This window comes from Tenacibaculum tangerinum (assembly GCF_029853675.1).
In the GTDB taxonomy this organism is placed as follows: Bacteria; Bacteroidota; Bacteroidia; order Flavobacteriales; family Flavobacteriaceae; genus Polaribacter; species Polaribacter tangerinum_A.
The window spans coordinates 392,679-416,821 of record NZ_CP122539.1 but is presented as its reverse complement, the minus strand read 5'-3'; the positions used below and the strand labels follow the sequence as shown (position 1 = coordinate 416,821).

Sequence of the window (24,143 nt, the reverse complement as noted above, 5' to 3'; positions counted from 1 at the left end):
AATTTTATAATTTGTGTTTTAAGTTGTCATGATATCTGATACACGTAACAATTCGTCATCAATATTATGTTCACCTTTAATTGCCTTCTCTAAATCTGTTGCAATTACTTTGTTATCTTTTAACCCAACCATCAGGTTCGTCTTTCCATCTAACAACAGTTCTACAGCTCTTACCCCTAACCTACTGGCTAATACCCTATCAAAACAACTTGGAGACCCTCCTCTTTGCATATGACCTAGTACTGAAACTCTTACTTCATAATCAGGAAGATTTTCTTCTACATAATCTGCCAGTTGAAAAACATTTTTACCCGTTTTATCTCCTTCTGAAACCACTACAATACTTGATGATTTCCCTGATCTTCTACTCTTCTTTAAAGACTCTAACATTCTTTCGAGTCCAAGATCTTCTTCAGGAATTAAAATTTCTTCTGCTCCAGCTCCTACACCTGCATTAAGCGCTATAAAACCTGCATCACGCCCCATTACTTCAACAAAGAAAAGTCGATTGTGCGAAGACGCAGTATCTCTAATCTTGTCGATTGCTTCTACCGCAGTGTTCAAAGCGGTATCGTAACCAAGTGTATGGCTTGTTCCTGAAATATCATTATCTATTGTTCCAGGAATTCCTATAATTGGAAACTTGAATTCTTTGTTAAAAACAACTCCTCCTGTAAAAGAACCATCTCCTCCAATTACCACTAAAGAATCTACCTCATGCTCTTGTAAAACCTCATATGCCTTTTTTCTACCCTCTTTAGTTCTAAACTCTTTAGAGCGAGCCGATTTTAAGATAGTTCCTCCTTTGTTAATAATATTATTAACACTTCGAGCGGTTAAAGGAACGATGTCTCCCTCAATCAAACCTTGATATCCTCTATAAATTCCCATACATTCAATACGATAATAAGCACAAGTTCTTACTACAGATCGTATTGCTGCGTTCATTCCTGGAGCGTCTCCTCCGGAAGTCATTACTGCTATTTTTTTTATTTTTCCCATAAAATCGAAGTTCAAATTTACTCAATTTTTATCATTAACATTAAAAAAAATACGAAATCGTTGTAGGATTTGTTAAGAATTAGCGCCTATTTTATGTACTAAAAAAACGGGTAACAAAGACGAGCATATCTTACTTATTTGTTCTTCTCATTCTCTCTAATTAACAAGAGTATAAATTCTTAAATCGGCCAAAACATTCTTTATATAACCGAAATAATGTTTTTTAAAGAATTTAGCAGCTTCCTAGAACTTAAGTAATGTAAATTAAGTGCAGTTTTTGTTTTAATAATTAACTGAAACTAACAAATACGTTCGGATACTGTGGAATTTTACAAAGATTATTATTTTTATTGATTTTCTCAAATTCACTCAAAACGACACGATACTTTTTTATATGTCAAAAAATAAATATCGTAATAATTTTTATTTTACTTAGCATATTCCAATTTAAAATATCAACAAGCAATTTTTTTATGTTGTGTTGGCAATGGTTTCTATTTCGCATTAAAAAAGTCGATTTTAGTTATTTCACTGGTTTTTAAACTCCAAAATGTTGCTTGAATTTTTTTGTTATTAAAATTTTCAGTAACATAATCGCAATCGTAACTCATATCAAAAATTTTATTCCAACTATTTTCGACTATCATTCTTAATTCGAGTGGATATTTTTCTTTATGCATAAATTCTATTTTTGAATCTTTTAAAAGTTTATCAAATTCAGATTCCTGCTTTTCATTGTCTGCAATATACCAATAGTTTAAAGGGAAATGCCATAAGTAAAAATCAGAAAGTAGAACTTCATTTTTGGGCTTCTCGAATTCAATTCGAACTCCCTTTGTACCTTTCGGTAAAAAACCTGAACCTCTTAAATCAGGTTTCTTTGCTTTTATATTTTTATATTGATACCATGCCCAAATAGGATAACTATTTTTACTTGGTTTTTCCCCAATTCTATTTTCCATTTGTTTTATAATCCATTTATACGCCTGATTAAAGTCAGAATCAGCATATTTTTCTGACGAATGTATTTCTCCATCTGAAATTAGATTATAATAAAACTTTATAGGTTGGATTGTCCAGAGTTTCATTCAATTTATCACTAACAAAGATTGTATATAGAAAAAAAACAATTCTTGTATAAGAATTTTCTCTTTTGATTTATTTTTGGCTTAAGGGTTACTTACCGTTTTATTGCACTGCTTTATCGTAGCTAGAAATTATCTGTTGAATCTGCTTGTTTTCAAACACTGTAGGATATAACTCTCTGATAATGATATGGTATTCAAAATCGATTGTTAACGCATTTTTTAAATGTGTAATGCTGTATGCTTCTTTTCCTAGTATCATAAACAATCCACAGAGTCTGTATTCTACCTCTGCAAATTCTTTATACATTCTTTTTGCTTGAATTAATATTTTAAGTGCTTCAGTAAACTCTCCTAAAAACAACAAAATATCGGCTAATGCAACATATATTTCAATTTCTCTATCGCCTAATGATAAGCAATTTTTAAAAGCTTTTACAGATTCTTCATAAAAATTGAGTTTTAGGTTAATATCTCCATAGCGTCTCCAATACAAAACATTTGCTTCGTCTATTTGAATAGCCTTATTGATATAGTACAATGCTTTTTGATAGTTTTCTTGATTATAACAAGCATTGGTTAACAAAATCCAACCTCTATCTAATAATGGATCTTCATGTACTGCTTTCTTATAAAAGTGTATGGCTGTTTGTGTATTTTCAAGTTTTTCATAACACTCTCCAATTCTTATATATGCATACGCTGTAGGGTCATCTAACTCTAGCGTAACCAAATAATTTTCAATAGCCTCATCATATCGCTTTAACTTTTCGAGTGCTTTTGCTTTTTCTAAATATCCGCCTACAAAAATATCGTCAATCAATACAGCATAATCAAAAGCTGTTAGTGCCTCTTTATACATTCCTAATTCGAAATATTGTTTTCCTAATTGATGCCAGGCTACTTCACAATATGGATTCTTATCTAAATACGAATTTAAAAAGGAAATAGCTTCTTCGTGGCTATCTTCCATATCAAAACAGTACACTATATTGTATAAAGATGAGTAGTCTTCATAATCTACTTCAATACATTTTGCGAAATTTAACCGCGCATTTTCAAAGTCATCAAGATACAAGTATTCCATACCTATCATCGACCAAATATCAGATGGGTCTTCGATATACTGTAACGATTCTTTTAAAATAGCAATTGCTTCATGATGCTTTTTCTTCTTAGATAAAATAATAGCCTTTTGAATAAAAACTTCTTCATTGTGCGGTTCAACAGCTTCTATGTTTGATAACATTTTAATTGCTTGATGCAATTCTTCTTCAAAAATTAAGATTTCAACCTTCATTAATTTCAACTGAATTGAAGAAGGGTGCTGCTCTAAACCAAGTTTCACTGCTTTTTTTGCTAATGATTGTTTCCCTGTATTCAAATAATGCTCTATAATTGTTTCAAATTCTACAGCATCAAAAAAATACACTTCATTGGTTTTTAACATAGATTCAAATTTTGATATGGGCATAGGCAACAGATTTGAAGTTATAGATAAATTTAGTGTAAGAACAGTCTTTTTTTACCATTACGTTCATTTCTTTTTAACAATTTAATTAACAATTAAATTTTATCGTTCTTATTAGCCTGTAGTTGTTTGAAAGAGTTAATAATTTTTCTATCTTTGAAAGAACAAAAAATCAATCTCTAATTTTAAAATATAAAAACATGAGTAAGTTTGACGAAAAAGTAGCACTTTATAAGAAGTTTATGGACGATAGAAACATGCGTTCTAATACTGAGCTATTAACTGCTGTAACTAAAGGATTAGGTCCTTCAATCTACAAAAATGATGCTGAAACAGTATCTGGAAGCGATTCCAAAGAATTAGAAACCGTTAAGAAAAATTTCTTAATGAAAAAGCTAGGCTTACCAGATGGCCCTGAATTGGATAAAGCTATTGAAGAAGTTATGGAAAGAATTGGAAAATCTGAAAGAAACAAGTATCGTGCGGTGGTTTACTATATGTTAGTAAAGAAGTTCGACAAAGAGTCTGTTTACGGAATGTAATACCTTTTTTAATAAAATATAAATCCTGTATTTAAGCTTTTAAATACGGGATTTTTTTATTTTAGCCCCCAACAAACAACTTACATATATGTCGCAATTTATTAGCGTTTTTGATATGCTTAAAATTGGGGTTGGTCCCTCTAGTTCTCATACGCTGGGACCATGGAGAGCAGCACAGCAATGGGTACAAAAATTAAAAGAAAAAAATGAGTTTCCTTTAATTGAAGAAATAAAAGTAGACTTGTATGGTTCTCTTTCGTTAACGGGTAAAGGACATGCGACAGATTTAGCCGTTTTATTAGGTTTAAGCGGAGCAGATCCTGAATACATTCCTATCGAAACAATCGATGTTATTATCAATGATATTCAAACCAAAGAATTGTTATTTTTTAACAATGAAAGAAATATTGTGTTTACCAATGGCTCTGTAAAATTCAATAAAGATTTTTTACCTTTTCACGCCAATGGAATGACGTTTAGAGGCTATGCAGAGGGTATCGAAATTTCTACAGAAACCTATTATTCTATCGGTGGGGGGTTTATTGTGCAGGAAGACGATAACCTCGCTGAAGATATTGAAATTAACAAACAAAATTTTCCATTTCCTATTAATAGAGCTGCTGAGCTGGAAGTTTATTGTGAAAAAGAAGGAGTACCTATTTCTGACATTGTGTACCAAAACGAGCTTGTTGTTAACTCTGCCGAAGATATCGATAAAGAGTTGCACCGTATATGGAATACGATGTTAGAATGTACCTATATCGGTTGTCACACGCAAGGTATTTTGCCTGGTGGACTCAACGTAAAGCGACGTGCTTTTGAAACGCATCAAAAGTTAATTAAAGATGCAACATATACCAATCCTGAAGAATGGATTACTGCAATTCGCAGTACTGAGGTTAAATTTCGAGAGATTTTAAAATGGGTTAGTTGTTTCGCATTATCGGTAAACGAAGTAAATGCTTCTTTAGGCAGGGTAGTTACCGCTCCTACTAACGGAAGTGCTGGTGTTATTCCTGCTGTCTTAATGTATTATTTAGTTATTGAAAATCATAAAGCAGGTTTTGAAGAAATCAAAAAATTCTTATTAGTTGCTGGAGAAATAGGAAGTATTTTTAAGAAAAATGCTACAATTTCGGCTGCTATGGGTGGATGCCAAGCTGAAATCGGCGTTTCCTCTGCCATGGCCGCCGCTGCGTTGACAGAACTGTTGGGTGGTACTCCACCACAATGTTTAGTCGCTGCTGAAATTGCCATGGAACATCATTTAGGACTGACCTGCGACCCTATAGGCGGACTGGTACAAGTACCCTGTATTGAGCGCAATGCTATGGGAGCTATTAAAGCTATTAATGCTGCTGAATTGGCCTTAGAAACCAACCCGAAAGAATCTAAAGTTCCTTTAGATAAAGTAGTAGATACTATGTGGGAAACTGCGAAAGATATGAACAGAAACTACAAAGAAACCTCAGAAGGTGGTTTGGCTGTTACCGTTCGTTTGGCAGATTGTTAATTTTTTATTTCATCAGTAAACTAAAATTTCCTTTCTTTTTAATGACATGACCTTTGGGGTCTATAAGTTCTGCATAAAACCAGTAATCGTTAGACGGTAACTTTTGCCCGTTATAAAAACCATCCCAACCAACATCATTTACAGATAAAATTTTAAGTATTTTCCCAAAACGATTATAAATAGTTACTCGCCCACTCTTGTAAAAGCTTTTACCGATGCCCTTTATATGCCAAGTATCATTTATACCATCGTTGTTAGGAGTAAAAAACTTTGGGTAATTAATAATAGAAATTTCAAAAAATTGAACTCCACATCCATTTATATCCTTAATAAGGACCGTATAAACACCTCCTTCTAAATTATCAAAAAAAGGTATTTCTTGATAATCATACATTATGTTAGAATCAGCATCTAATAAACTAAACTCGTAATTTCCTAGTCCTGCATTTTGAGTATTAATTCTAATACTATTATTTTCTGAATCGTCTATAATTTCCAAATGATTGATGGTAATGTTTGCTATACTTGATTCTTTTACTTGAATACTTTTTATTTCAGACTCACAACCAACATCAGAAGTTGCTTTTACAAAATAGATTCCTCCTTTTGACACACTGGCTGTTATCAAATTACTTATTGGGTTTCCACTTTCATCTTTCCACTCATAAGAATAATTTCCATTTGGGTTATCAACTTTAAGCTCTAAGGGAGAAGCTTCATTTACACAAATAATAGCTTCGCTTTGTAAATCAAAATTAGGTTTTTCTTTTACTTCAAAATCAATTGTTGTTTCATCATAGCAAATCGCATATTGCGGATTTTCTACTCTTACTGTTATCATTTGTGAATTGGTGCTTAAAGGGTTGGGTAAAGGGCTTGGCAATTGATTGTCGTTTTCGTCAAAATAGTTGACAATCATTCCTGTTTGAGTACCTAAAATCGTACTTTCAATACTTGAGGTATCAAAATCTGCAATTCCATCAAAGTCATCATCACATTGCTCTTGTGTTGCTACTTTATTTGCTACTGGTACTGAATTAACCACAAAGCTTATGGTAGTTTCGCTATAACATTTTCCATTTAGGTCTTGTGAAGCTGTATTAACAATTCTCGCTGTAACTGTTTGTGTAGCCGTAGTGAATGGATTAGGTAATGGGCTTGGTAGTGGCATTCCATTTTTATCAAAATAACTCACAGCCACATCAGTTTGATTACTAATGATTGTATTTTGAATTGTTGACGTATCAAAAGCAACTACCCCATCTCTATCATTATCACATTCTGGATTAATAGTTACTGGGTTAGCTACGGGGACTTTTTCAACACGTAAAGTGATGTGATGCCCCAAACCTAAGCAATCATTATCTAGGGCACTATCTACACGTATATAAATGTTTTGCTGATTTGGATATCCTATATTTTGATAATTAGTAATATTTGTAATTGCATTCAATTCTGCTAAAGCATCCGCTTCATTCCTGTAATAGTTAATAATAAGCTGTTGATTGGCAGGAAACAAATTTTTCACCTCTTGTGTAACAGCGCTAAAACCGAAAGTTGCTACCCCATCAGTAGTATCGATACCATCGTCACATCGATAAAAAATTTTTGAAAAAGTTACTGGAATTTGAGTAGTGGAAATTATTAACTCAACCTCGCTTACTCGAAAACATCCATGAGTATTTTCTACTCTTGCCCAAACCGTATCGTTACTAACTGTTTGATTTGTATAAGCTGTAGGATTCGATATTGGGTTAGTGTTATTTTCTGCATGATTTTTCTCTTCAAAAAAAGTAATTGTAAAATCTTCAGGGTTTGAAACTATTTTCTTTTTTGCTTCATTTAAATTAATACTACTAAACCCGTTTATATCTGCGTTGTCACACTGTTTTAGTTCAACAGTTGATGCTACTGATGGTAATTCTAAAACTTCAATAGTAAAAGAAGTTGTTGTTGTACATTGGCTATTTTCATTACTAACTGCTTCAACATATATGGTTTGTGGGTTTTGAGTATTAGGAAAAGCATTTGGTGATGCTATTGGCTGTTTCAATTCGGCATCTGTGTAATAATTATAGCTTACATTTGAGTTAGTTCCATTGAGCAATAGGTATTGTTCTTGCGCTGTCAAATCAAACTCAGTAATACTATCATTATCCGACCCTGAATCGGCATTATCACATTGTGTTAAAGTTGAAAGGTTACTGGGTGATTCTAATTGTGGTGTTTTATAGATACCTACATTAAAATCTGTAATATCATTACATGCTGGATTCTGCTTATTATAAACTTCAGCTATGATTTCTTGCGTAAAAAAACTTGAGGCATTCGTATACACTTCAGGTGTGTTTATTTTAATACCGCTGGTGTAATTTACCATTCCCTCATAATAATTTACTCCAAAAATATTAGAGTCAAGACCATTAAGGATATTTATATTGTGCGATACCAAGTCAAAAGAAATATCGCCTGTAAAATCACATAATAAAATATCATAAGGTTTTGTAGCCACTGGTTGTTTGTATATTGTTACGGTTTTAGTTTCTGAAGAAATTTGCCCTCCTGAAGTAACGCTTAAAGTAACATCATAATTTCCAGCGCTTAAGAAAGTATGTATAGGGTTTTCTTGTGTTGAAGTATTTCCATCTCCAAAATCCCATAAGATGTTGTCGTAACTTTCTAAATTACTTACATTAAAACTTGTCGCATCTCCTAAACAATGGTTTTTGCTTTGAAAATTAATCGTAAAAAAAGATTGAATAAATACGGGTAAACCTGAAAAACTTATTCTTCCACCTAAATACAATGCTTCTGAAACATAATTAGCTCCCAAGCCTAAGGTGTTAGGGTTGTTGATAACATCCAAATAAGACTGAGCAAACCCAGCAATGTATATCTTACCATCAGAAGCTAATTGAAAAGAGTCATGTGATACCGTTGTTGTAGATAATTTTACTTTAGAGTTTACAATATCACCTGGAGAACCAGCTTGTAAGTTAAACTGAAAAATACCTTCGTAATTAACCGCAGTATATAGTAACTCACTATTTGGAGAAAATTCAAGACCATAAATCTGTTCGTCATTCGAGTACTTTAATAATGTTAAAGGATTAGAAACTTTACCTGTAGATGTATCAAAATCAAATATTTGTACTTCCGATATTGATGGAAATCTTGCAACAGCTATTTTTTTTCCATTAGGTGCTATTTTTATTTGCCCAATAGAGGCTCCATCATTATTTACAGTTGTTCCTACAGCACTTATAACAGGGTTAGGGTCTATACCTAAGCTACTAACTTTAAAAGCAATAAACTCATTGTTTCCCCATTTATGACTTACAACCCAATACTCATTAGCTACAGAGCTTTGAATAGCTGTAATTTTTTCGGTAGTTGGTGTATGTAATAAAACGTTTTTAATTGAAGTTATTCCCCCTAAGCCACCGTCTAGGGTCATATCAACTTCGGAGTATTGTAATCCGTTGTTACCAATAAAATCATCTACTGTGAAAATATAATATTTATTTAAGTCACTAGGTTTGGGGACTACAAGTGCTGAATGTGTACTACGGTTTCCTCCATTTAATCCCGTACCATTTAACATAGTTTGATGATTTTTATTCCAAACTGTTCTACCATCTGTGTAAAATAGAAGCTTTCCATTGGTGTCTGATATTGTTGCACAGCCTCCTTCAGTGTTTAATTTCCCATCTAATAATAATGTTGGTGAGCCACTATTAAAATCTAAACCAACATACTCTCCAAAATACCAAATGTTAGCTTCTTTTTGAGCAGAGAGAGAAGTGCTCAATATTAAAAAAATAAATACTATTTTCTTCATTTATTATTAACAAAATTCTATGATTTTACAGAAATGAAATCAGTTATTTTCTGCTTACCATTCTAGGCCAAAATCGACATTTAAATTAATAGAGATATCCTCTAGAGTAATATTGCTTGGTTTTGTATTACGGTGTAATGACAAATCGATCTCTCGTCCGTATGGAGGACCTAATAGTAAATCTTGTCCTATACCTCCTCCATCATCATCAGCCAAAGCAAATTCAACCGTAGCATTTGGATTTACATACAACTCTTTTTGTGAAAGATTCCATGTTAAATCTCCTTGGTTCTCCTTGACAGAAGATTCAAACCAAGGTCGTTGTTGAAGTTGACCTGATAGAATACCTATTTGAGGTTTCTGCAAGAAAAAAAATACGTCTGCTAATCTGTTAGGATCTGTATTAGAAAATTCTGTATCCCAAGTATTGTCTTTATCATAAAAGCTGTTAACTAATACTTCTTTAAGGTGCACAGCATTTCCTTTTTCTATGGTAAAACTAATAGTGCTACTTGCTTTTTTACCCGCATCATCCTCTACTCGAATGCTGTAGGAGATAACTCCAATATTCGCTGTATTTACATACAAAGGTAAACTTGTACCAAACGAATCTCCTAAACTTTTACTTACTGTTTTAAAAGTAGTAAAATTATCTGTAGAATAGGTAATACTACTAAAAGGCTTGTTTGCTTTTACCTGGAAGGACACAACTTCGTCAATAGCTACTAGTGCTTTTGAAGTAACTAACTCTATTGCTAATGAATCTTCTTGTGGTTCTGTAATTGGGTCTTCGTCTGAACTACATGCCAATAGAAGAAAAGGAAGAATTAATATTATTTTTTTATATCTCATTTTTATTAGTTTCTATAAATTGAATTATCTCACCAATCGTAATATCTTTTTGAGAAATATATTTTTTTGGGTTAAAAATTTTATTAAAAAAATTCTTAACTCCCCATAAATCATTTTCGTAATTGAAATAGTATTCAAAAGGAAATTTTTTTCCTTCAAAATTAAATTCAGCAAAAATTAATTCTAAAAATTCTTTTGCATCATCACCATCTAACCCCAAATCCTTACCTATTTTCGTTTTTAAAGATATATTTGAAATACCTACAAATTTAAAAGATATCTCTTTGATTAACTCTAAATTAGTCATAATTATTACATACTTTAATTGTCTACAATACTGTTATAAATCATCTGGGTGTTATATAATGTTTTCCCAACATCATAAATTAAAATTCCCCAACCCACTGGACCAGCTAATCTTCCAAGAAACCTTCCAAAAACCTTTGTATATCTTAACGAGCCTCCTCTAAAATGTGTAGGTAATCTTCTTGGCATTTCTTGCGGGAAAAGCTTAGAACCATATTTTGAAGCATAAGAAGTCCCTTTAGAAGCACCTTTTGCTTGGAAAGGTTTATCTATTAATCCAACCCCGTCTATAGCTGCCGCTAGAGCAATTAAATCTTTTATCCCAAATTGTTCTGCAGCTTGGTCTATTAATATATCTCTGTATAATTTCGCTTTAGATGTATATTTTTTCCCCTTATACTCCCATTTAGGTTTCGGATTTAATAGTGAATGGGCAACATGGTTCAAAGAAGAACTAATTGCTCCATTTCTAAATCCATCCCAAAATTTACCACCAGTAATAACACTACCAACTCCACCAGAGAGAGAACCAGCAGTTATAGTTCCTGCGGCTCTCCAAAAATCTGAAGTTTTATCTCCATATAGACCTTCCATACCAGATGATACTAAGGAGCCCAATGCTCCTGCTGCAAAGCCATGTATAAATTCACCTCCCATGGCTGAAGACATCATCCCTCCTAAATATCCATGCATAACAGCTTGTACACCTACTTTTAATATTCCTTGCAATCCTTGGGTTATTTCTCCAATACCAAAAGATAGAGCTCCCCCTATAGCTCCTGTTAAAGCTGCTAACCCAGCTCCTTGAAAAAATGGACGTCCTTCAATGGAGTTAATTATTCCATTTGTTGTTACACTTATTAAAGCTCCTATTAAAGCTGCTGCTATAAAGCCCAGCTCTCCACTTTGGTCTGTGAACTTTAAGGGATTATTCCAAACGTAGCCAAATCTGTTAAAACTTTGTGTGCTAAAGGGATCTTGTATATAATTATCAGGAGACAAAAAACGTCCTAGTTTTGCATCATACATACGGCCATTCATGTGTATCAAAGCAACTCCCATAAAATGTTCATGTCCTGTATAGCCACGATTTAGCAGTGTAGAGCCATATTCAAAATCAATTTCGCTATTCAAGCTTTTAAATTTATCAATTTCTCCCCAGGCACCAAATTGTCGTTGTTCTTGTACTGTTCCATCACTCTTAGTTATTGCTAGAACGCTATTTAAATAATCTCTATGTAAATAATGATAGCCATTAGCTCTACCTGAAGCTGTTTGCTTTACATGCATCACTGGGGCTGAGTAGGCATCTCCACCAACATACGTAATAATTTTTGTGTTTCCTTGTTTATCTATTTCTATTTCAACAGGACTTATTGCTGAATAATGTTTTTGATACCTACGATCTAATTTATTATCCTCGTTCCCTCCATAGTAAGCATGACTCCTATTTTGTAACAAACCGTATTCAAAATCTACTTTTGCTTTATCTTTTACTGAAATTGATACTGGTTTTTTATACGCATTGTATGTAATTTTTTGCAAGGGATGATTTTGATAATACAAATCTCCTTGGGTATTTAAATCTACTTCTTGTAAACGATACGAAGTAGTACTCCCGTAATTATATGTTCCTATTGTAGAATTTGAGGTAATACGACCTCGATCATCGTAGTTCTGTGCTCTACTTACTGAACCCGAAATATTTGTTAAACGGTCTAAGTTATCATAGGTGAAGCTTTCATTCCAACTTAAATTATTATTCTTTCTATTGTTTAAATTCCCTCTGGCTGTATTAAAGCTATACTCAAGGTTTAACGCTATTTTTGTAGCATCGGAATTTTGGTCTAACATTTTGGTTAAAAAACCATATTGATCATAGGTTCTTTTTTTAATTATACCGTTACCTAATAACACTTCTTTAGCTTGTCCTCTTTCATTTACTTCTTTTAATTTCCATAAAGAAGTATTGTTGTTAAAATCTTGGATTTCTTTTAAAATACCAGAATTAGCATCAAATATATTTCGAACTTTGACTGTGCTACTTACATTATTTCCAGTATTTTTACTAATATAAGTTTCAGAATCTACTCGACCATACCCATCTCTTGTTACTTGATGTTCAAAATAGGCTTTACCATTTTGCTCTTTAGTCGTATATAGCCTTTTTTGACTATCATATAGGTAGGTATATAAATAGTCTTCATTGGTTCTAACATTTTTTCCTCGTATGTACGATAGCAAATTATCGGCATTGTATTCGTAGGTAAGATACATGTCTGTTTCATCTCCTTTAATTTCCTTTTTTGTAATCTTACCATACCCATCATAATCGTATCCTGTGTATCCCTTCGGACTAGTTTCCTTTAAAATTTCTCCAATACTATTATATTCATAAGTATATAGACCAGCAGATGGATCAGTTAATTTTATTTTCCTTCCCCAGCCATCTATTTCGGTGCTTACTACATGACTACCATAATTCGCAGATTTCATGACGCCATTACCATGGTATGTATATGTAACAATACCTCCATTATCCTCCACTTTGGTTATGTTATCCATACCATCTTTTGTGGTTTTTACTGTTTTAGTCCCATCGTCAACTGTTACGATTAAACCATTATAACTGATATTCGCTAGTAAACCATTAAAAGTAGTTTTATTAACTACTCGTCCATAGTTATCATATGAAGTAGTATTCCATTGACTTGGGAAGCTAAAATAAGGTTCACTCTCCTTAACGATCCGCCCAACAACATCATAGTGTATACTTTTATACATCCATTTATTATTAATGCTTAATTCTCCTCTTTTAATTACCCAGCCTAAAGCATTATACTCTTTTATTCTATCTTTTCCTTGAGGATAGTTAGTAGTTTCTCTTATTCCCCCTCCGTTTAAGTACGTATAAATATAATTGGTTACTTTTCCTAAATAGTTTTTCTCAGAAATCAAGCGATTCCATCCATCATAAGTAAAAGTAGTTATTTGATTGTAAGGGTTAGTAGCAGTCAGAGGATTACCAAAAATATCATAGGTAAATTTAGTCACTTGTTCCTCTACATCGGTTGACTCAATCAAAAAACGTTTAGTAGGAATATCGTACTTAAATTTTTCTGTTCTTGGTATAACATCACCACTAGGAGTTAATGTTTTTTCAATTACATTTCCATAAACATCATACGTATAACTTTCTATATTCCAAGAAGTTCCATTGCCTTTTACTTTTTGTTGTGTCAATAAGTTATTATTGTAGCTATACTCTTCTTCTGTTGTGAAAACATTTGCTCCAATAGTGTTAGTTTCTACTTTTTTTGTTAATCTACCTACATGATAGTATTGACTATTGACAGAAATATTATTACTATACGTATATGTGATATTTTCATTACCTCCATTGTAAACAGTGTTTTCAGTCAACGGATTTTTATAAGAATCATATGTTATTGTTTTGGTTGTTGTTACTCCTGTTAGTGCATCATGCTGCTCTATTTTAGTCGGTACAATTATAAACACCTTATTAGATGATAAACTTGAGCTGTATGTATAAGTAGTCTTAGACATATAATTACTTACCTCATAGGAGGAAGTAGAAACCCACTGCTCTGTGACTGCTCCCTTTTTGGTAACATCATGCTTTGATATTGTCCATAGCGTACTTACATCATTACCGTACCAATTACTTCGTCTAGTTTTGACAAACCCTTGGAACCCTATATTAATATTAGAAACTGCCCCTTCGTATCTAAAGTCTTGATAGCGTTTAATGCCAGCACCTTCTTCAGTCAATTTTTTAACTAATTGAAAAGAAGGAGCTCGATTCACGTTGAAGTAAGGATAAACTTGACCATAATTTGGAGTATACACTACAGGTCCGTAATTATCTGAATCTCCTAGGCGTTCATAATCTATAGTTACCTTAACTCCATTATTCGTAACATTTTTTAACAGCCCATCTTTTCTATGGTCTTTCGCAAACTCATACATAAATATATTGTTTACACTTACATAACCATATTCTAAGTTACCATTCGTACGGTTGGATTCTAAAAAAATTGGCATTCCATACTTATTAACTCCTCCATTGTTTTTCTCATACTTAAACTCTAAAGGAAATGTTGGGCTTGCATCTGAAATGTTGAAGGTATTTTTATGTACGCTAATATATTCTACGGACTTGTCATACGATGAATAAGGCGCAAAAACATTATGAACAATAAGATCTGTCTTACCATCACCGTTGACATCTTGAGCTACATATCTAAATTCAATGTACGGATTGTCCATTGTAACTCCATTAACTGTACCTGTATAAGGAGCTAAAAGTTTATCCTGCACATATTCAATACCTAAATTTTTAGTTTCCTTGTAAAATTCTTTTCCTTTTGAAATAAAAAATCTCCAATTTTTCGATTCGTTCGCCGTGGCTATTAAAAAGTCGGTTTTTCCATCACCGTTATAATCCCCTAAAAGAATAGGAATTTGATAGTTTCCATCCCATAATTTTATTCCTGAATCTGTTTCTTCATAAAGCAACACTAAATTATTATTATCATCTAACGTATACACATATAATTTTCCTCCTTGAAAATGATAAATATCTTGTTTACCATCTCCATTGTGATCTCCTACTTCAAACCTATCCTTAGTTCCAACACCTTTTCTTAAATAACCAGAAATTTTAGAAAAATTAGAAGTAACATTTCTTTTTAAATCTATAAAATGGACCTTTGCATTGTATTTGTTTGTGGTGTATGAATTACAATCACAACATTCTTCAATAGGTAATCTTGCTGATTGTTCTTTAGAATTATTTGTTTCTTCTTTTTTCAATTCAAAAGGTTCTAAACCTCCACCATCATCACAATCTCTAGGGTAACATGACTGTGATGTATATTGCTTTTCAATAGCAAGTACATCTGTGATACCGTCTCCGTTAAAATCTCCTGAAATATATTTTTTTGGAATAGACCTATAGCTAGAGCTTCCGCAATAATTATCTGTTCTATATTTTGCTGTGTTCCAAATCTTATCAAACTGAACATAAACTCCATAGGGTAGTTTGATATAATTTCTAAACCTAATTGCTGAAGTTGAAGAGGTTGATAATGATGTTTCTTTTACAGTAGTTATCGTTTGTTGATCTGAAATACCTCCAACATCGTTTAGGTTGGTACTAGAAAAAACATCTGAAAAACCACCCGTAGGGATTTGATAAGCGAAACTTCCGTATTGGTTATATAAATCATAATGAAGATAAATGTTATTTTTGTTAGTGATATCGTAAAATATAACATCAGTTCTTCCATCTCCATCATAATCCCCTGCTATAAGTTTACTCGTTTTATAATCAAATCCTGGATACAGATCTCCTGAAACAGTTTTACTTTTAAATGTTGAAGTCGTTGTTTCATAATCAAAAGTTATAGGAGTCAACTCCTTATTGTCCTTATTATATTCTTTGACAGAAATTAACCTATTGTATCCTAAAGAGTTAACATTATGAGTTAATTCATATTTTCTATATTGAGAACCACTTGCAGTTACTTGAATACTTTTTAAAAGATTCGTTCTCTTAAAATTATATTCTCCAACATAAACACTTTCTGGTCTATTCCTCGAAGCATAGGTAAAATTAATCTGATTCATTGGCGAAGTACTCCCTATTCTTCCACCATATTTAATGGTTTTAATACTCAGCAAACCATTATCGGATTGATAATTATAATCAATGTAATTTCCTTGTGGGTCTTGCCATCTAAAAATAGCCCATTCTATCCTACTTCTGGAATTTCCTGAATTACCGTACCAAACTCTTGTTCCGTCAGGATAATATACAATAAAGTATGACGGACCGTAGGTACTCCCATAAGGAGAAGTACCATAAGCTACAACTTTAATATTGGAATAATTTTCTGTTTGATACACCGAACCACTTGCTCCATAAGTTCCTGATTTTAAAATCAAACGTTGACCATCTAAAGAAAAACGATCATCTAAAAAATCAACTCCATCGTGTTTATTGTCATAATATTTAGTAGCAGGTACTCTACTTATTGTTGATAGTCCAGAAATATTCCAACCCCATCCTGCTAAACCATTGGCTCCTTGGCTTGTATAACTTATGCCTATGGTAGGCGCTACATCTTTTATTCCAGGAGGTACCATTACAGGTATTGAATAACTAGCAGCACCTGTTAAAGAAACTGACAAACTACCTGCAGTACTTCCCGCTTCTGTTGTGATAACTGGGTCACTTGGGTCTGTTACATCAACACATTCCCCAGTGTTGGGGTCTAAAAGGCAAGGTTCGTCAATAGGTAGTGCTTTTGCTTGAGCGCTAGTTGTTTTTACCTTAATATTGAATGATTTTTTTGTTTTTATCTTTAATTCTCGTCCATCTACTTTAATTTTTCCTTTTGAAGTATTACTTGTGTTTTGCGCCTTTACATATTGAAATCCAATAAATAATACTATAATAAGTGTATATAACCTTTTTTTCATCTTCTTAACTTTTTATTTTTTAACAATTTTTTTTGTAATACTTTTCCCTTTTTTCAAATGAATATGAATAAAATACATCCCTACTGCCATGTTACTCATATCTAGTTGAATGTTAGTATTATTTGTCTTGATATTTTTCAATAGTACTGAGTTGGCATTGTATAAATTTATCGAATGCATGTTTTTCAATATATCGTCACTTAAACTAAGAGTGGCATAATTAGTTGTCGGATTCGGGTAAATGCGCACAGTATTTTCGAATATTTGCTCAGGGTCTTCTGAAAGTTCATTTTCTTCACTGTTCATATCACCTTCTGCAACCGACGGTAGTTCATTTACCTCATTATTTTCCTCTTCTTTCTTGGCCGCGGGAAGCGAGCAATAATCTGGGTTACCACAATAAAAAGCCTGTGTTTGATTTCCTGCTATATCGTAAGAGAGTAGTAATTTTGAATCATCATTAATATGAAATAATTCTGTTATTGTAGGTTCATTACCGTTTACTTCATCTATTCTTGGTTGATAAAAATACTGCCTATCCAGTATATTGATATCGTAATATAGATACGAACGGTGTCTTAACGCAGTTACCGTGCTTTTTAGCTTATAATCTGTTATCGTTCTAACTTTTTCTCCCGTTATACCATCATAAATTCCTCCTGTATTGGAAGTTCCTGTATGACTACTTTTATGTACATACCCTACTAATAAATACCACCTATTTAATTTTGGTAAATCTCCCGCAAAAAAGTATGGATTGCTATTGTAAGTTCCATCCAATCTTAATGAACCACTATCATTGGCGTAAAATCCAAAATAGGTAGAACCATTATTAGATGTTGTTTTTTTTATCCATACACTAAAGCGATAGGAGATGCTAGCACTAGCTCCAACCCATCCAGTATTCCAACCACCATCTGCATTACTAGAAGCATCAGGTATTGCTTTCCATAAAATTACTTCTTCTCCTATATGGTTTCTTCCAAGCTCTCTGCTATTTTCTGAAGTGGTGCCGTTTTGCCCAAAACCTGCAACGCTACCAGAACCTACTGTCCAGTTAGCTAGGTAATTTTTCAATAAGTTTCTATCATCGTCATTAATCCCTAATAAATCTTCTATTGGTGGCTCATTACCATCAACCAACTCCATTCTGGGTGCGTAAAAATACTGCCTATCCGAAGTATTCGTGTCATAATATAGATATGTTCTATGTCTTAATTTCGTTGCTGAGCTCTTAAACTTAAAGTCTGTGATAGATCTAATTTTTTCTCCTGTATCTCCATCGTACATAGCTCCATAGTTGATAGTTGAACTATAGTTACTACCATGTACGTAGCCAACTAGCATATACCACTTATTTAACTGAGGTAAATCTCCATACCAAAAATAAGGATTACTATTAAGCGTTCCGCTTAGATGTAAAGAATGATGTGCCCCATCATAGCTATGGAATCCAAAATAGGAAGTACCATTATTTGAATTGGTCTTTTTTAACCAAATAACAAATCGATACGTTTTTGTATGATCTATATTTGAATAAGAAGAATTCCAACCACCATCTGCATTACTGGAAGCATCTGGAGTAGCCTTCCACAACAGAACGTTAGTTCCCTCGGGACCAATGCCATATTCCCTACTATTTTCAGAGTTGGTACCGTTTTGTCCAAAACCAGAAACAGAACCCGAACCAACTGTCCAAGTATTGGTATTTAATAAGTTTTGTGAGTTTGATGAAAATGTAATTGTCAAAAAAACAACCACATAAAGTAGCCTTGTTTTCATAGAATCTTTTTTTAATCTTTTAAGTGACTAAAATATTAAAATTTTCTAATCTAACAAATTTTTAAGTGTTTAATTTTTAAGTATAAAACACTTAAAGCAGAATTCAATTATAGAAACTTTGCTAAACACCTTTTTTTAGAAAAAAGCTTACCTCGTAAAAACCAATTCGTTCTTAGAAGACATTTCCTCAGCATAACCATATCCTTCGGTATTAAAACCTTTCAATTCTTCTAAAGTATCCACATTATTATCTACAATATAACGTACCATGAGTCCACGTGCTTTCTTTGCATACGTCATAATGGTTTTATACTGTCCGTTTTTAAAATCTTTAAAAACAGGAGTTATCATAGGCACTTTTAAGGCTTTTTTAGGAAGTGCTTTAAAATACTCTGTACTGGCTAAGTTAATTAACAACTCATCATCGGTAAGTTCTTCATTTAGAGACTGTGCCAAGGTAGTATCCCAAAATTTATATAAATTATCTTTTGTACCTACTTTTAATTTCGTTCCCATCTCTAAGCGGTAAGGCTGAATTAAATCTAACGGTTTTAGCAAACCATACAACCCAGATAAAATTCTCAACTTCTGTTGTAAAACTGGAATTTTATCTTCTGAAATTGAAGTTGCATCTATTCCTCTAAACACTTCCCCTGTAAAAGCATATATCGCTTGTTTTGCATTCTCTGGAGAAAAAGGAAGTTGCCAATCTTGGTTTCTATCGTAGTTTAAACTTGCCAAGTCATCAGAAATTTTCATTAACTCACCCAATTTTTTTCTTGAGATTGTTTTGAGCTTCTTATTCAATTTTTCTGATTGTTCTAAAAAACGAGGTTGTGTATATGCATCGGTAGGTGCTTTGCTTTCAAAGTCTAACGATTTTGCAGGTGATATTATAATTTTCATATAGTAAATATTTACAGTAAAGATAAAAAGCTAATTTAAAATCATCAATCCGTTTGGGTAATTTTTACCAATTACAGTATTGATATTTCTAATACTATATTCTTAGTCCATCATAAGCTAAAAACACATTTTCGGGCAATTCTTTTTCTACTTCATCGTGCAAGCCTAAAAGCTCACTAATATGTGTTAAATAGGCTTTTTTAGGTTGTATCTCTTTAATAAAATTTAGCGCTTCTTCTAAATTAAAATGGGTGTTATGAGGTTCTTTTCTCAACCCTGTTACAATTAAAACATCAAGATTTTTTAACTTACTTTTTTCTTCTTCTGAAATGGTTTTAATATCAGTTATGTAAGCAATATCGTTAAAACGATAGCCTAAAATAGGCAAATTACCATGCATAACCTCTATAGGAGTTACCACTACACCATCTAATTCAAAACTTTCTTTGTGTGAAACAATAGTTGGCGCTACACTTGGTGCACTCGGATATCGGTTTTCGGTGGCAAAAATATAATCGTATCGTTTTTGTAAAACTTTTAGTACTCTTTCTGTTAAGTAGATAGGCACTGGTCCTATTTGAAAACAATACGGACGAATTTCATCCAATCCAGCGATATGATCGGCGTGTTCGTGTGTAAACAAAATTCCGTTGATAGACGCTACCTCTTCACGCATCATTTGCTGACGAAAATCAGGTCCGCAATCAATCACATAATGAACATCACTCCATGAAACTAAGACTGAAGAACGTAATCTTTTGTCTTTGGGGTTATTAGAAAAAGCAACAATATGTTTACTTGTAATCATGGGAACTCCAGTAGAAGTTCCTGTTCCTAAAAAAGTTATTTGTACCTTATTTTTTTCTCCATTTTCACTACAAAAGTACAACAAAAATTGTCTGGTCATTTGTAATTTCAGTACATTTGTAGCACGTAACTAAAAACAACAAAATGGCAATTACGTTAAAAGGAGATCAAAAAATAAGTACGGTACCAACGACTAAAATGAAAGCGTTGAAAATTAATTTAAACGCTCATATTTATGGGACTTTTGCAGAAATTGGGGCTGGACAAGAAACTGTTCGTAATTTTTTTAGAGCAGGCGGTGCTTCGGGTACCATAGCAAAGGCAATGAGTGCTTATGATAAAGATTTTTCTGACGCCATATATGGAATTGAAAAAGATAATCGTTACGTTACAGAGCCTCGATTAAAAAAAATGTTGAAGTATGAAATGGAATTAATTGAGGAGCGAATTGAACGCCAAAAACATCCTGATAAATTATTTTTTACGTATGCCAACACTGTAGCAACCATCAACTTTAGTAAGAAGTTTAAAGGTCATGGCTGGGTAGGTATTCGTTTTCAATTAGATCCTCTCGAAGATTATAACGAAATTGTATTACACCTACGCTTTAAAGAAACCGATGCTCGTCAGCAACAAGAAACATTAGGTGTTTTAGGGGTAAATTTAATTTATGGAGCCTATTACTTAAATGATAATCCTAAAGAGTTATTAAAATCTTTTTATGATAATATTGATAAAGATCGTTTAGAAATTGACATGATTAATTTCTCAGGACCCCGCTTTATGTATGTTGATAATCGCTTAATGAGTTTGCAACTTGTTAAAAACGGAATGACCAACGCTGTGATGTTCGGACCTGACGGAAATAATTTACTACCCGCACAAGTACTGTATAAAAAGAATATTTTAGCACTTCGTGGTAGTTACAGACCCGTTACTAAGGTAAACATGGATATCTTTGAGCGCTCTAAACAATTGTTCTTTGACGAAAACAAAGTAGATCCTAAAAAGACAAAAATTATCTTTGAAATTACGTTAAGTAATCTTCGTGCTGAGGGTGAAATTAACGAACGTGATTTCTTAGACAGAGCCGAACTCTTATGCTCTCTTGGACAAAATGTTATGATTACCAACTACCAAGAGTACTTTAGACTGGTAGAGTATTTTAGCGAATACACCAAAGAACGTATGGGGCTTGCCATGGGAGTGTACAACTTAATTCAAATATTTGACGAAAAATATTATCGCGATTTAAGTGGTGGTATTTTAGAAGCCTTCGGAAAACTTTTCTATAGAGATTTAAAGGTATACATGTACCCTTACAAAGATGAAGAAACAGGGGAATTTATTACCAGTGAAAATCTAAAAGTGCATCCTAGAATGAAAGAACTGTATAAGTTCTTTAAAAATAATGGTCGACTAATTGATATTAAAGACTACGACCCTGATATTTTACATATTTTTTCAAGAAAAGTATTGAAAATGATTAAAAATGGAGAAGAAGGCTGGGAAGATATGTTACCAAAAGGGGTTTCTGAAACCATCAAAGAAAAACGTTTATTCGGTTGGACAAAAAGAAATAACTAGTTTTTTTAGTTTCTTTTTTAAACCTTTTATAATCTTTAAAGTCCAACAACTAAAGAACTTTTAGTTGATTGACGAAACTACACTTATAGACCAATTACAGCAACCTCTTACTAAAGAAGTTGCTTTCAAAAGCCTTGTTGTACAATACAAAGAACGGCTATATTGGCATATACGTAAGATTGTAATCTCTCACGACGATGCCGATGATGTTTTGCAAAACACTTTTGTGAAAGTTTTTAAAAACATTCATACCTTTAAAAGAGATAGTAAACTGTATTCTTGGATGTATCGAATAGCCACCAATGAAGCCATCACTTTTATTAATAAAAGGGCAAAAGAAAAAAATAGTACTATTTCAGACTATCAAGCACATCTTACCTCTACTTTAGATAGTGATTATTGGTTTTCAGGTAATGAAATTCAGCTTATCTTACAAAAAGCCATTGCTACATTACCTCAAAAACAACAATTGGTGTTTAATATGAAATACTTCGATGAGATGAAATATGAAGAAATATCAGAAATTCTTGAAACCTCTGTTGGTGCTCTGAAAGCATCTTACCATATAGCCGCTAAAAAAATTGAAAACTTTATAAAGAACTACCATTAAACCTTTTACAAAAAAAATAGTCTTACTATAGAAATGGATAAAAAATTAAAACATACTATACAATTTATACACCAACAAGTTGGCAGGAATAGTGGTTTCTCAACCCCAGAAAATTATTTCAATGAGGTTGAAGAAACTATTAATACTTCTATATTTCTAGATAGCTTACCTAAAGAAAAAGCGTTCAATACTCCTGATGGTTATTTTGATTCAATTGAAAGTAGCATTCAATCAAAAATAACAACAGAACAAACTGCCCCAATAAAAGTAATTTCACTACGTAAAAGAATGTTACAATATATTCCTGTAGCCGTAGCAGCTTCTGTCTTACTTTTCATTGGAATGAATTATTTTAGTACGCAACAAATAACTTTTGAAGACATTACTATTTCTGAAATAGAGTCATGGTATGAAAATGGATATGGCGATGTAGACAGCAGCGAACTTGCAGCAATATTAAATACTTCTGATTTAGAAGACGATATTCTTGCTTCCATCAGTGATGAAATAGTAGAAGACTACCTAATCGATATAGATACACCAATTCTTTTAACTGAAATACAAAAATGATGAAAAAACACCTACTCACATTTGCTGTAATCTTTATATCTCTTTTTTCTACACAAGCACAAACAAGAAAAGAAAATTACGAAAAAATAAGAGCCTTTAAAATATCTTTTATTGCAGAAAAACTGAACCTAACAGAACAGGAGGCAGACAAATTTTGGCCATTGTATACCACCTATGACAGAAAAATGATATCGCTGCATAAAGAAGAACGTTATGGTATAAAACATAAAATTCAACGTTTAGGTGGGATTGATAACTTGACTGAGGAGGAATCGAAAGATATTATTTATAAAATTAAGTCGGTTTCAAAAGAACAATATGAAACAAAAAATAATTTTTACAGTCAGCTTGCCACTTTTTTACCCTACAAAAAAATTCTGATGCTAGAGGTCGCTGAACATGAGTTTCGTAAAAAACTCATTAAAAAATTAAGAGGAAAAAAGAAACCATAAAAAAACAAAAAAGGAAGCGATTAAGCTTCCTTCTTTTTTTACTTATTTACTATGGCTAAACAAACATATAAATCTGGTTTGTTAGCGGTAAATTGTTTTAGCCAAATGGTTAGTTCGTCTATCTCATAAGGTAGTAATCTATTCAAAGCCTTTTCAAGTTCTTTACAAAATAAATCTGTATTAAAACTAACTTTTTGAAGTACCGTTTTTGTGTACTCATACATAGCTCTTGCCATATTTATTGGGGTTATCTGTTATTAATTACTAAGCGTAATATACAAAAATTTATTCTATGTATAATGTTAAAATT

The 24,143-nt window shown here is 32.6% G+C and carries 17 protein-coding genes; 6 read left to right on the top strand and 11 right to left on the bottom strand.

Annotated features, from left to right (window positions below; all coding sequences use genetic code 11):
- Positions 1 to 18 precede the first annotated feature (18 nt).
- The 3 genes from pfkA to P8625_RS01755 form a co-directional block, all read right to left on the bottom strand.
- Entirely contained in the window at positions 19 to 1,002 is a 984-nt protein-coding gene (gene pfkA, locus P8625_RS01765; protein ID WP_279651789.1) for a 6-phosphofructokinase, read from the bottom strand.
- A gap of 494 nt (positions 1,003 to 1,496) precedes the next feature.
- Positions 1,497 to 2,090 (bottom strand): DUF3841 domain-containing protein, encoded by a 594-nt coding sequence (locus P8625_RS01760; protein WP_279651788.1) that lies wholly within the window; start codon positions 2,088 to 2,090, stop codon positions 1,497 to 1,499.
- Positions 2,091 to 2,190: 100 nt separating this feature from the next.
- Positions 2,191 to 3,561 (bottom strand): tetratricopeptide repeat protein, encoded by a 1,371-nt coding sequence (locus tag P8625_RS01755; protein WP_279651787.1) that lies wholly within the window; start codon positions 3,559 to 3,561, stop codon positions 2,191 to 2,193.
- A 197-nt stretch (positions 3,562 to 3,758) separates the two neighbouring features.
- Here P8625_RS01755 and P8625_RS01750 point away from each other — a divergent pair, with 197 nt between their 5' ends.
- Positions 3,759 to 4,100 carry a DUF2853 family protein gene (locus tag P8625_RS01750; RefSeq protein ID WP_279651786.1) on the top strand — a complete coding sequence of 114 codons (342 nt, stop codon included), beginning with the start codon at positions 3,759 to 3,761 and terminating at the stop codon, positions 4,098 to 4,100.
- An 88-nt stretch (positions 4,101 to 4,188) separates the two neighbouring features.
- The gene (locus P8625_RS01745) at positions 4,189 to 5,613 is read left to right on the top strand and encodes an L-serine ammonia-lyase (RefSeq protein ID WP_279651785.1); all 1,425 of its coding nucleotides are present in this window, start codon (positions 4,189 to 4,191) and stop codon (positions 5,611 to 5,613) included.
- 4 nt (positions 5,614 to 5,617) lie between these two features.
- Here the strand turns inward: P8625_RS01745 and P8625_RS01740 are convergent, their stop codons facing one another.
- From P8625_RS01740 to P8625_RS01710, 7 genes are all read right to left on the bottom strand, one after another.
- Positions 5,618 to 9,454, bottom strand: coding sequence for a T9SS type B sorting domain-containing protein (locus P8625_RS01740; protein WP_279651784.1), 3,837 nt, complete (start codon positions 9,452 to 9,454; stop codon positions 5,618 to 5,620).
- A gap of 54 nt (positions 9,455 to 9,508) precedes the next feature.
- Entirely contained in the window at positions 9,509 to 10,306 is a 798-nt protein-coding gene (locus P8625_RS01735) for a hypothetical protein (protein WP_279651783.1), read from the bottom strand.
- Complete coding sequence (locus tag P8625_RS01730; RefSeq protein ID WP_279651782.1) at positions 10,296 to 10,613, bottom strand: DUF1493 family protein; 318 nt, start codon at positions 10,611 to 10,613, stop codon at positions 10,296 to 10,298. The genes P8625_RS01735 and P8625_RS01730 overlap by 11 nt, the downstream gene beginning before the upstream one ends.
- 14 nt (positions 10,614 to 10,627) lie before the next feature.
- The gene (locus P8625_RS01725) at positions 10,628 to 17,119 is read right to left on the bottom strand and encodes an RHS repeat-associated core domain-containing protein (RefSeq protein ID WP_279651781.1); all 6,492 of its coding nucleotides are present in this window, start codon (positions 17,117 to 17,119) and stop codon (positions 10,628 to 10,630) included.
- 12 nt (positions 17,120 to 17,131) lie between these two features.
- Entirely contained in the window at positions 17,132 to 18,901 is a 1,770-nt protein-coding gene (locus tag P8625_RS01720; RefSeq protein ID WP_279651780.1) for a T9SS type A sorting domain-containing protein, read from the bottom strand.
- Positions 18,902 to 19,048: 147 nt separating this feature from the next.
- Positions 19,049 to 19,807, bottom strand: coding sequence for a peroxide stress protein YaaA (gene yaaA, locus P8625_RS01715; RefSeq protein WP_279651779.1), 759 nt, complete (start codon positions 19,805 to 19,807; stop codon positions 19,049 to 19,051).
- Positions 19,808 to 19,901: 94 nt separating this feature from the next.
- Positions 19,902 to 20,714, bottom strand: coding sequence for an MBL fold metallo-hydrolase (locus P8625_RS01710; RefSeq protein WP_279651778.1), 813 nt, complete (start codon positions 20,712 to 20,714; stop codon positions 19,902 to 19,904).
- 44 nt (positions 20,715 to 20,758) lie between these two features.
- On the opposite strand from P8625_RS01710, the gene P8625_RS01705 reads away from it, so the two are divergent.
- The 4 genes from P8625_RS01705 to P8625_RS01690 all read left to right on the top strand — a co-directional run bounded on the left by P8625_RS01705 (position 20,759) and on the right by P8625_RS01690 (position 23,833).
- Entirely contained in the window at positions 20,759 to 22,201 is a 1,443-nt protein-coding gene (locus P8625_RS01705; RefSeq protein ID WP_279651777.1) for a TonB-dependent receptor, read from the top strand.
- Between the two features lie 64 nt (positions 22,202 to 22,265).
- Complete coding sequence (locus P8625_RS01700) at positions 22,266 to 22,811, top strand: RNA polymerase sigma factor (protein ID WP_279651776.1); 546 nt, start codon at positions 22,266 to 22,268, stop codon at positions 22,809 to 22,811.
- A gap of 33 nt (positions 22,812 to 22,844) precedes the next feature.
- Positions 22,845 to 23,381, top strand: coding sequence for a hypothetical protein (locus tag P8625_RS01695; protein ID WP_279651775.1), 537 nt, complete (start codon positions 22,845 to 22,847; stop codon positions 23,379 to 23,381).
- Positions 23,378 to 23,833, top strand: coding sequence for a hypothetical protein (locus P8625_RS01690; protein ID WP_279651774.1), 456 nt, complete (start codon positions 23,378 to 23,380; stop codon positions 23,831 to 23,833). The genes P8625_RS01695 and P8625_RS01690 overlap by 4 nt, the downstream gene beginning before the upstream one ends.
- A gap of 38 nt (positions 23,834 to 23,871) precedes the next feature.
- Here the strand turns inward: P8625_RS01690 and P8625_RS01685 are convergent, their stop codons facing one another.
- A complete protein-coding gene (locus P8625_RS01685) occupies positions 23,872 to 24,069 on the bottom strand; it encodes a hypothetical protein (protein ID WP_279651773.1) in 198 nt (65 codons plus the stop codon).
- Positions 24,070 to 24,143 lie beyond the last annotated feature (74 nt).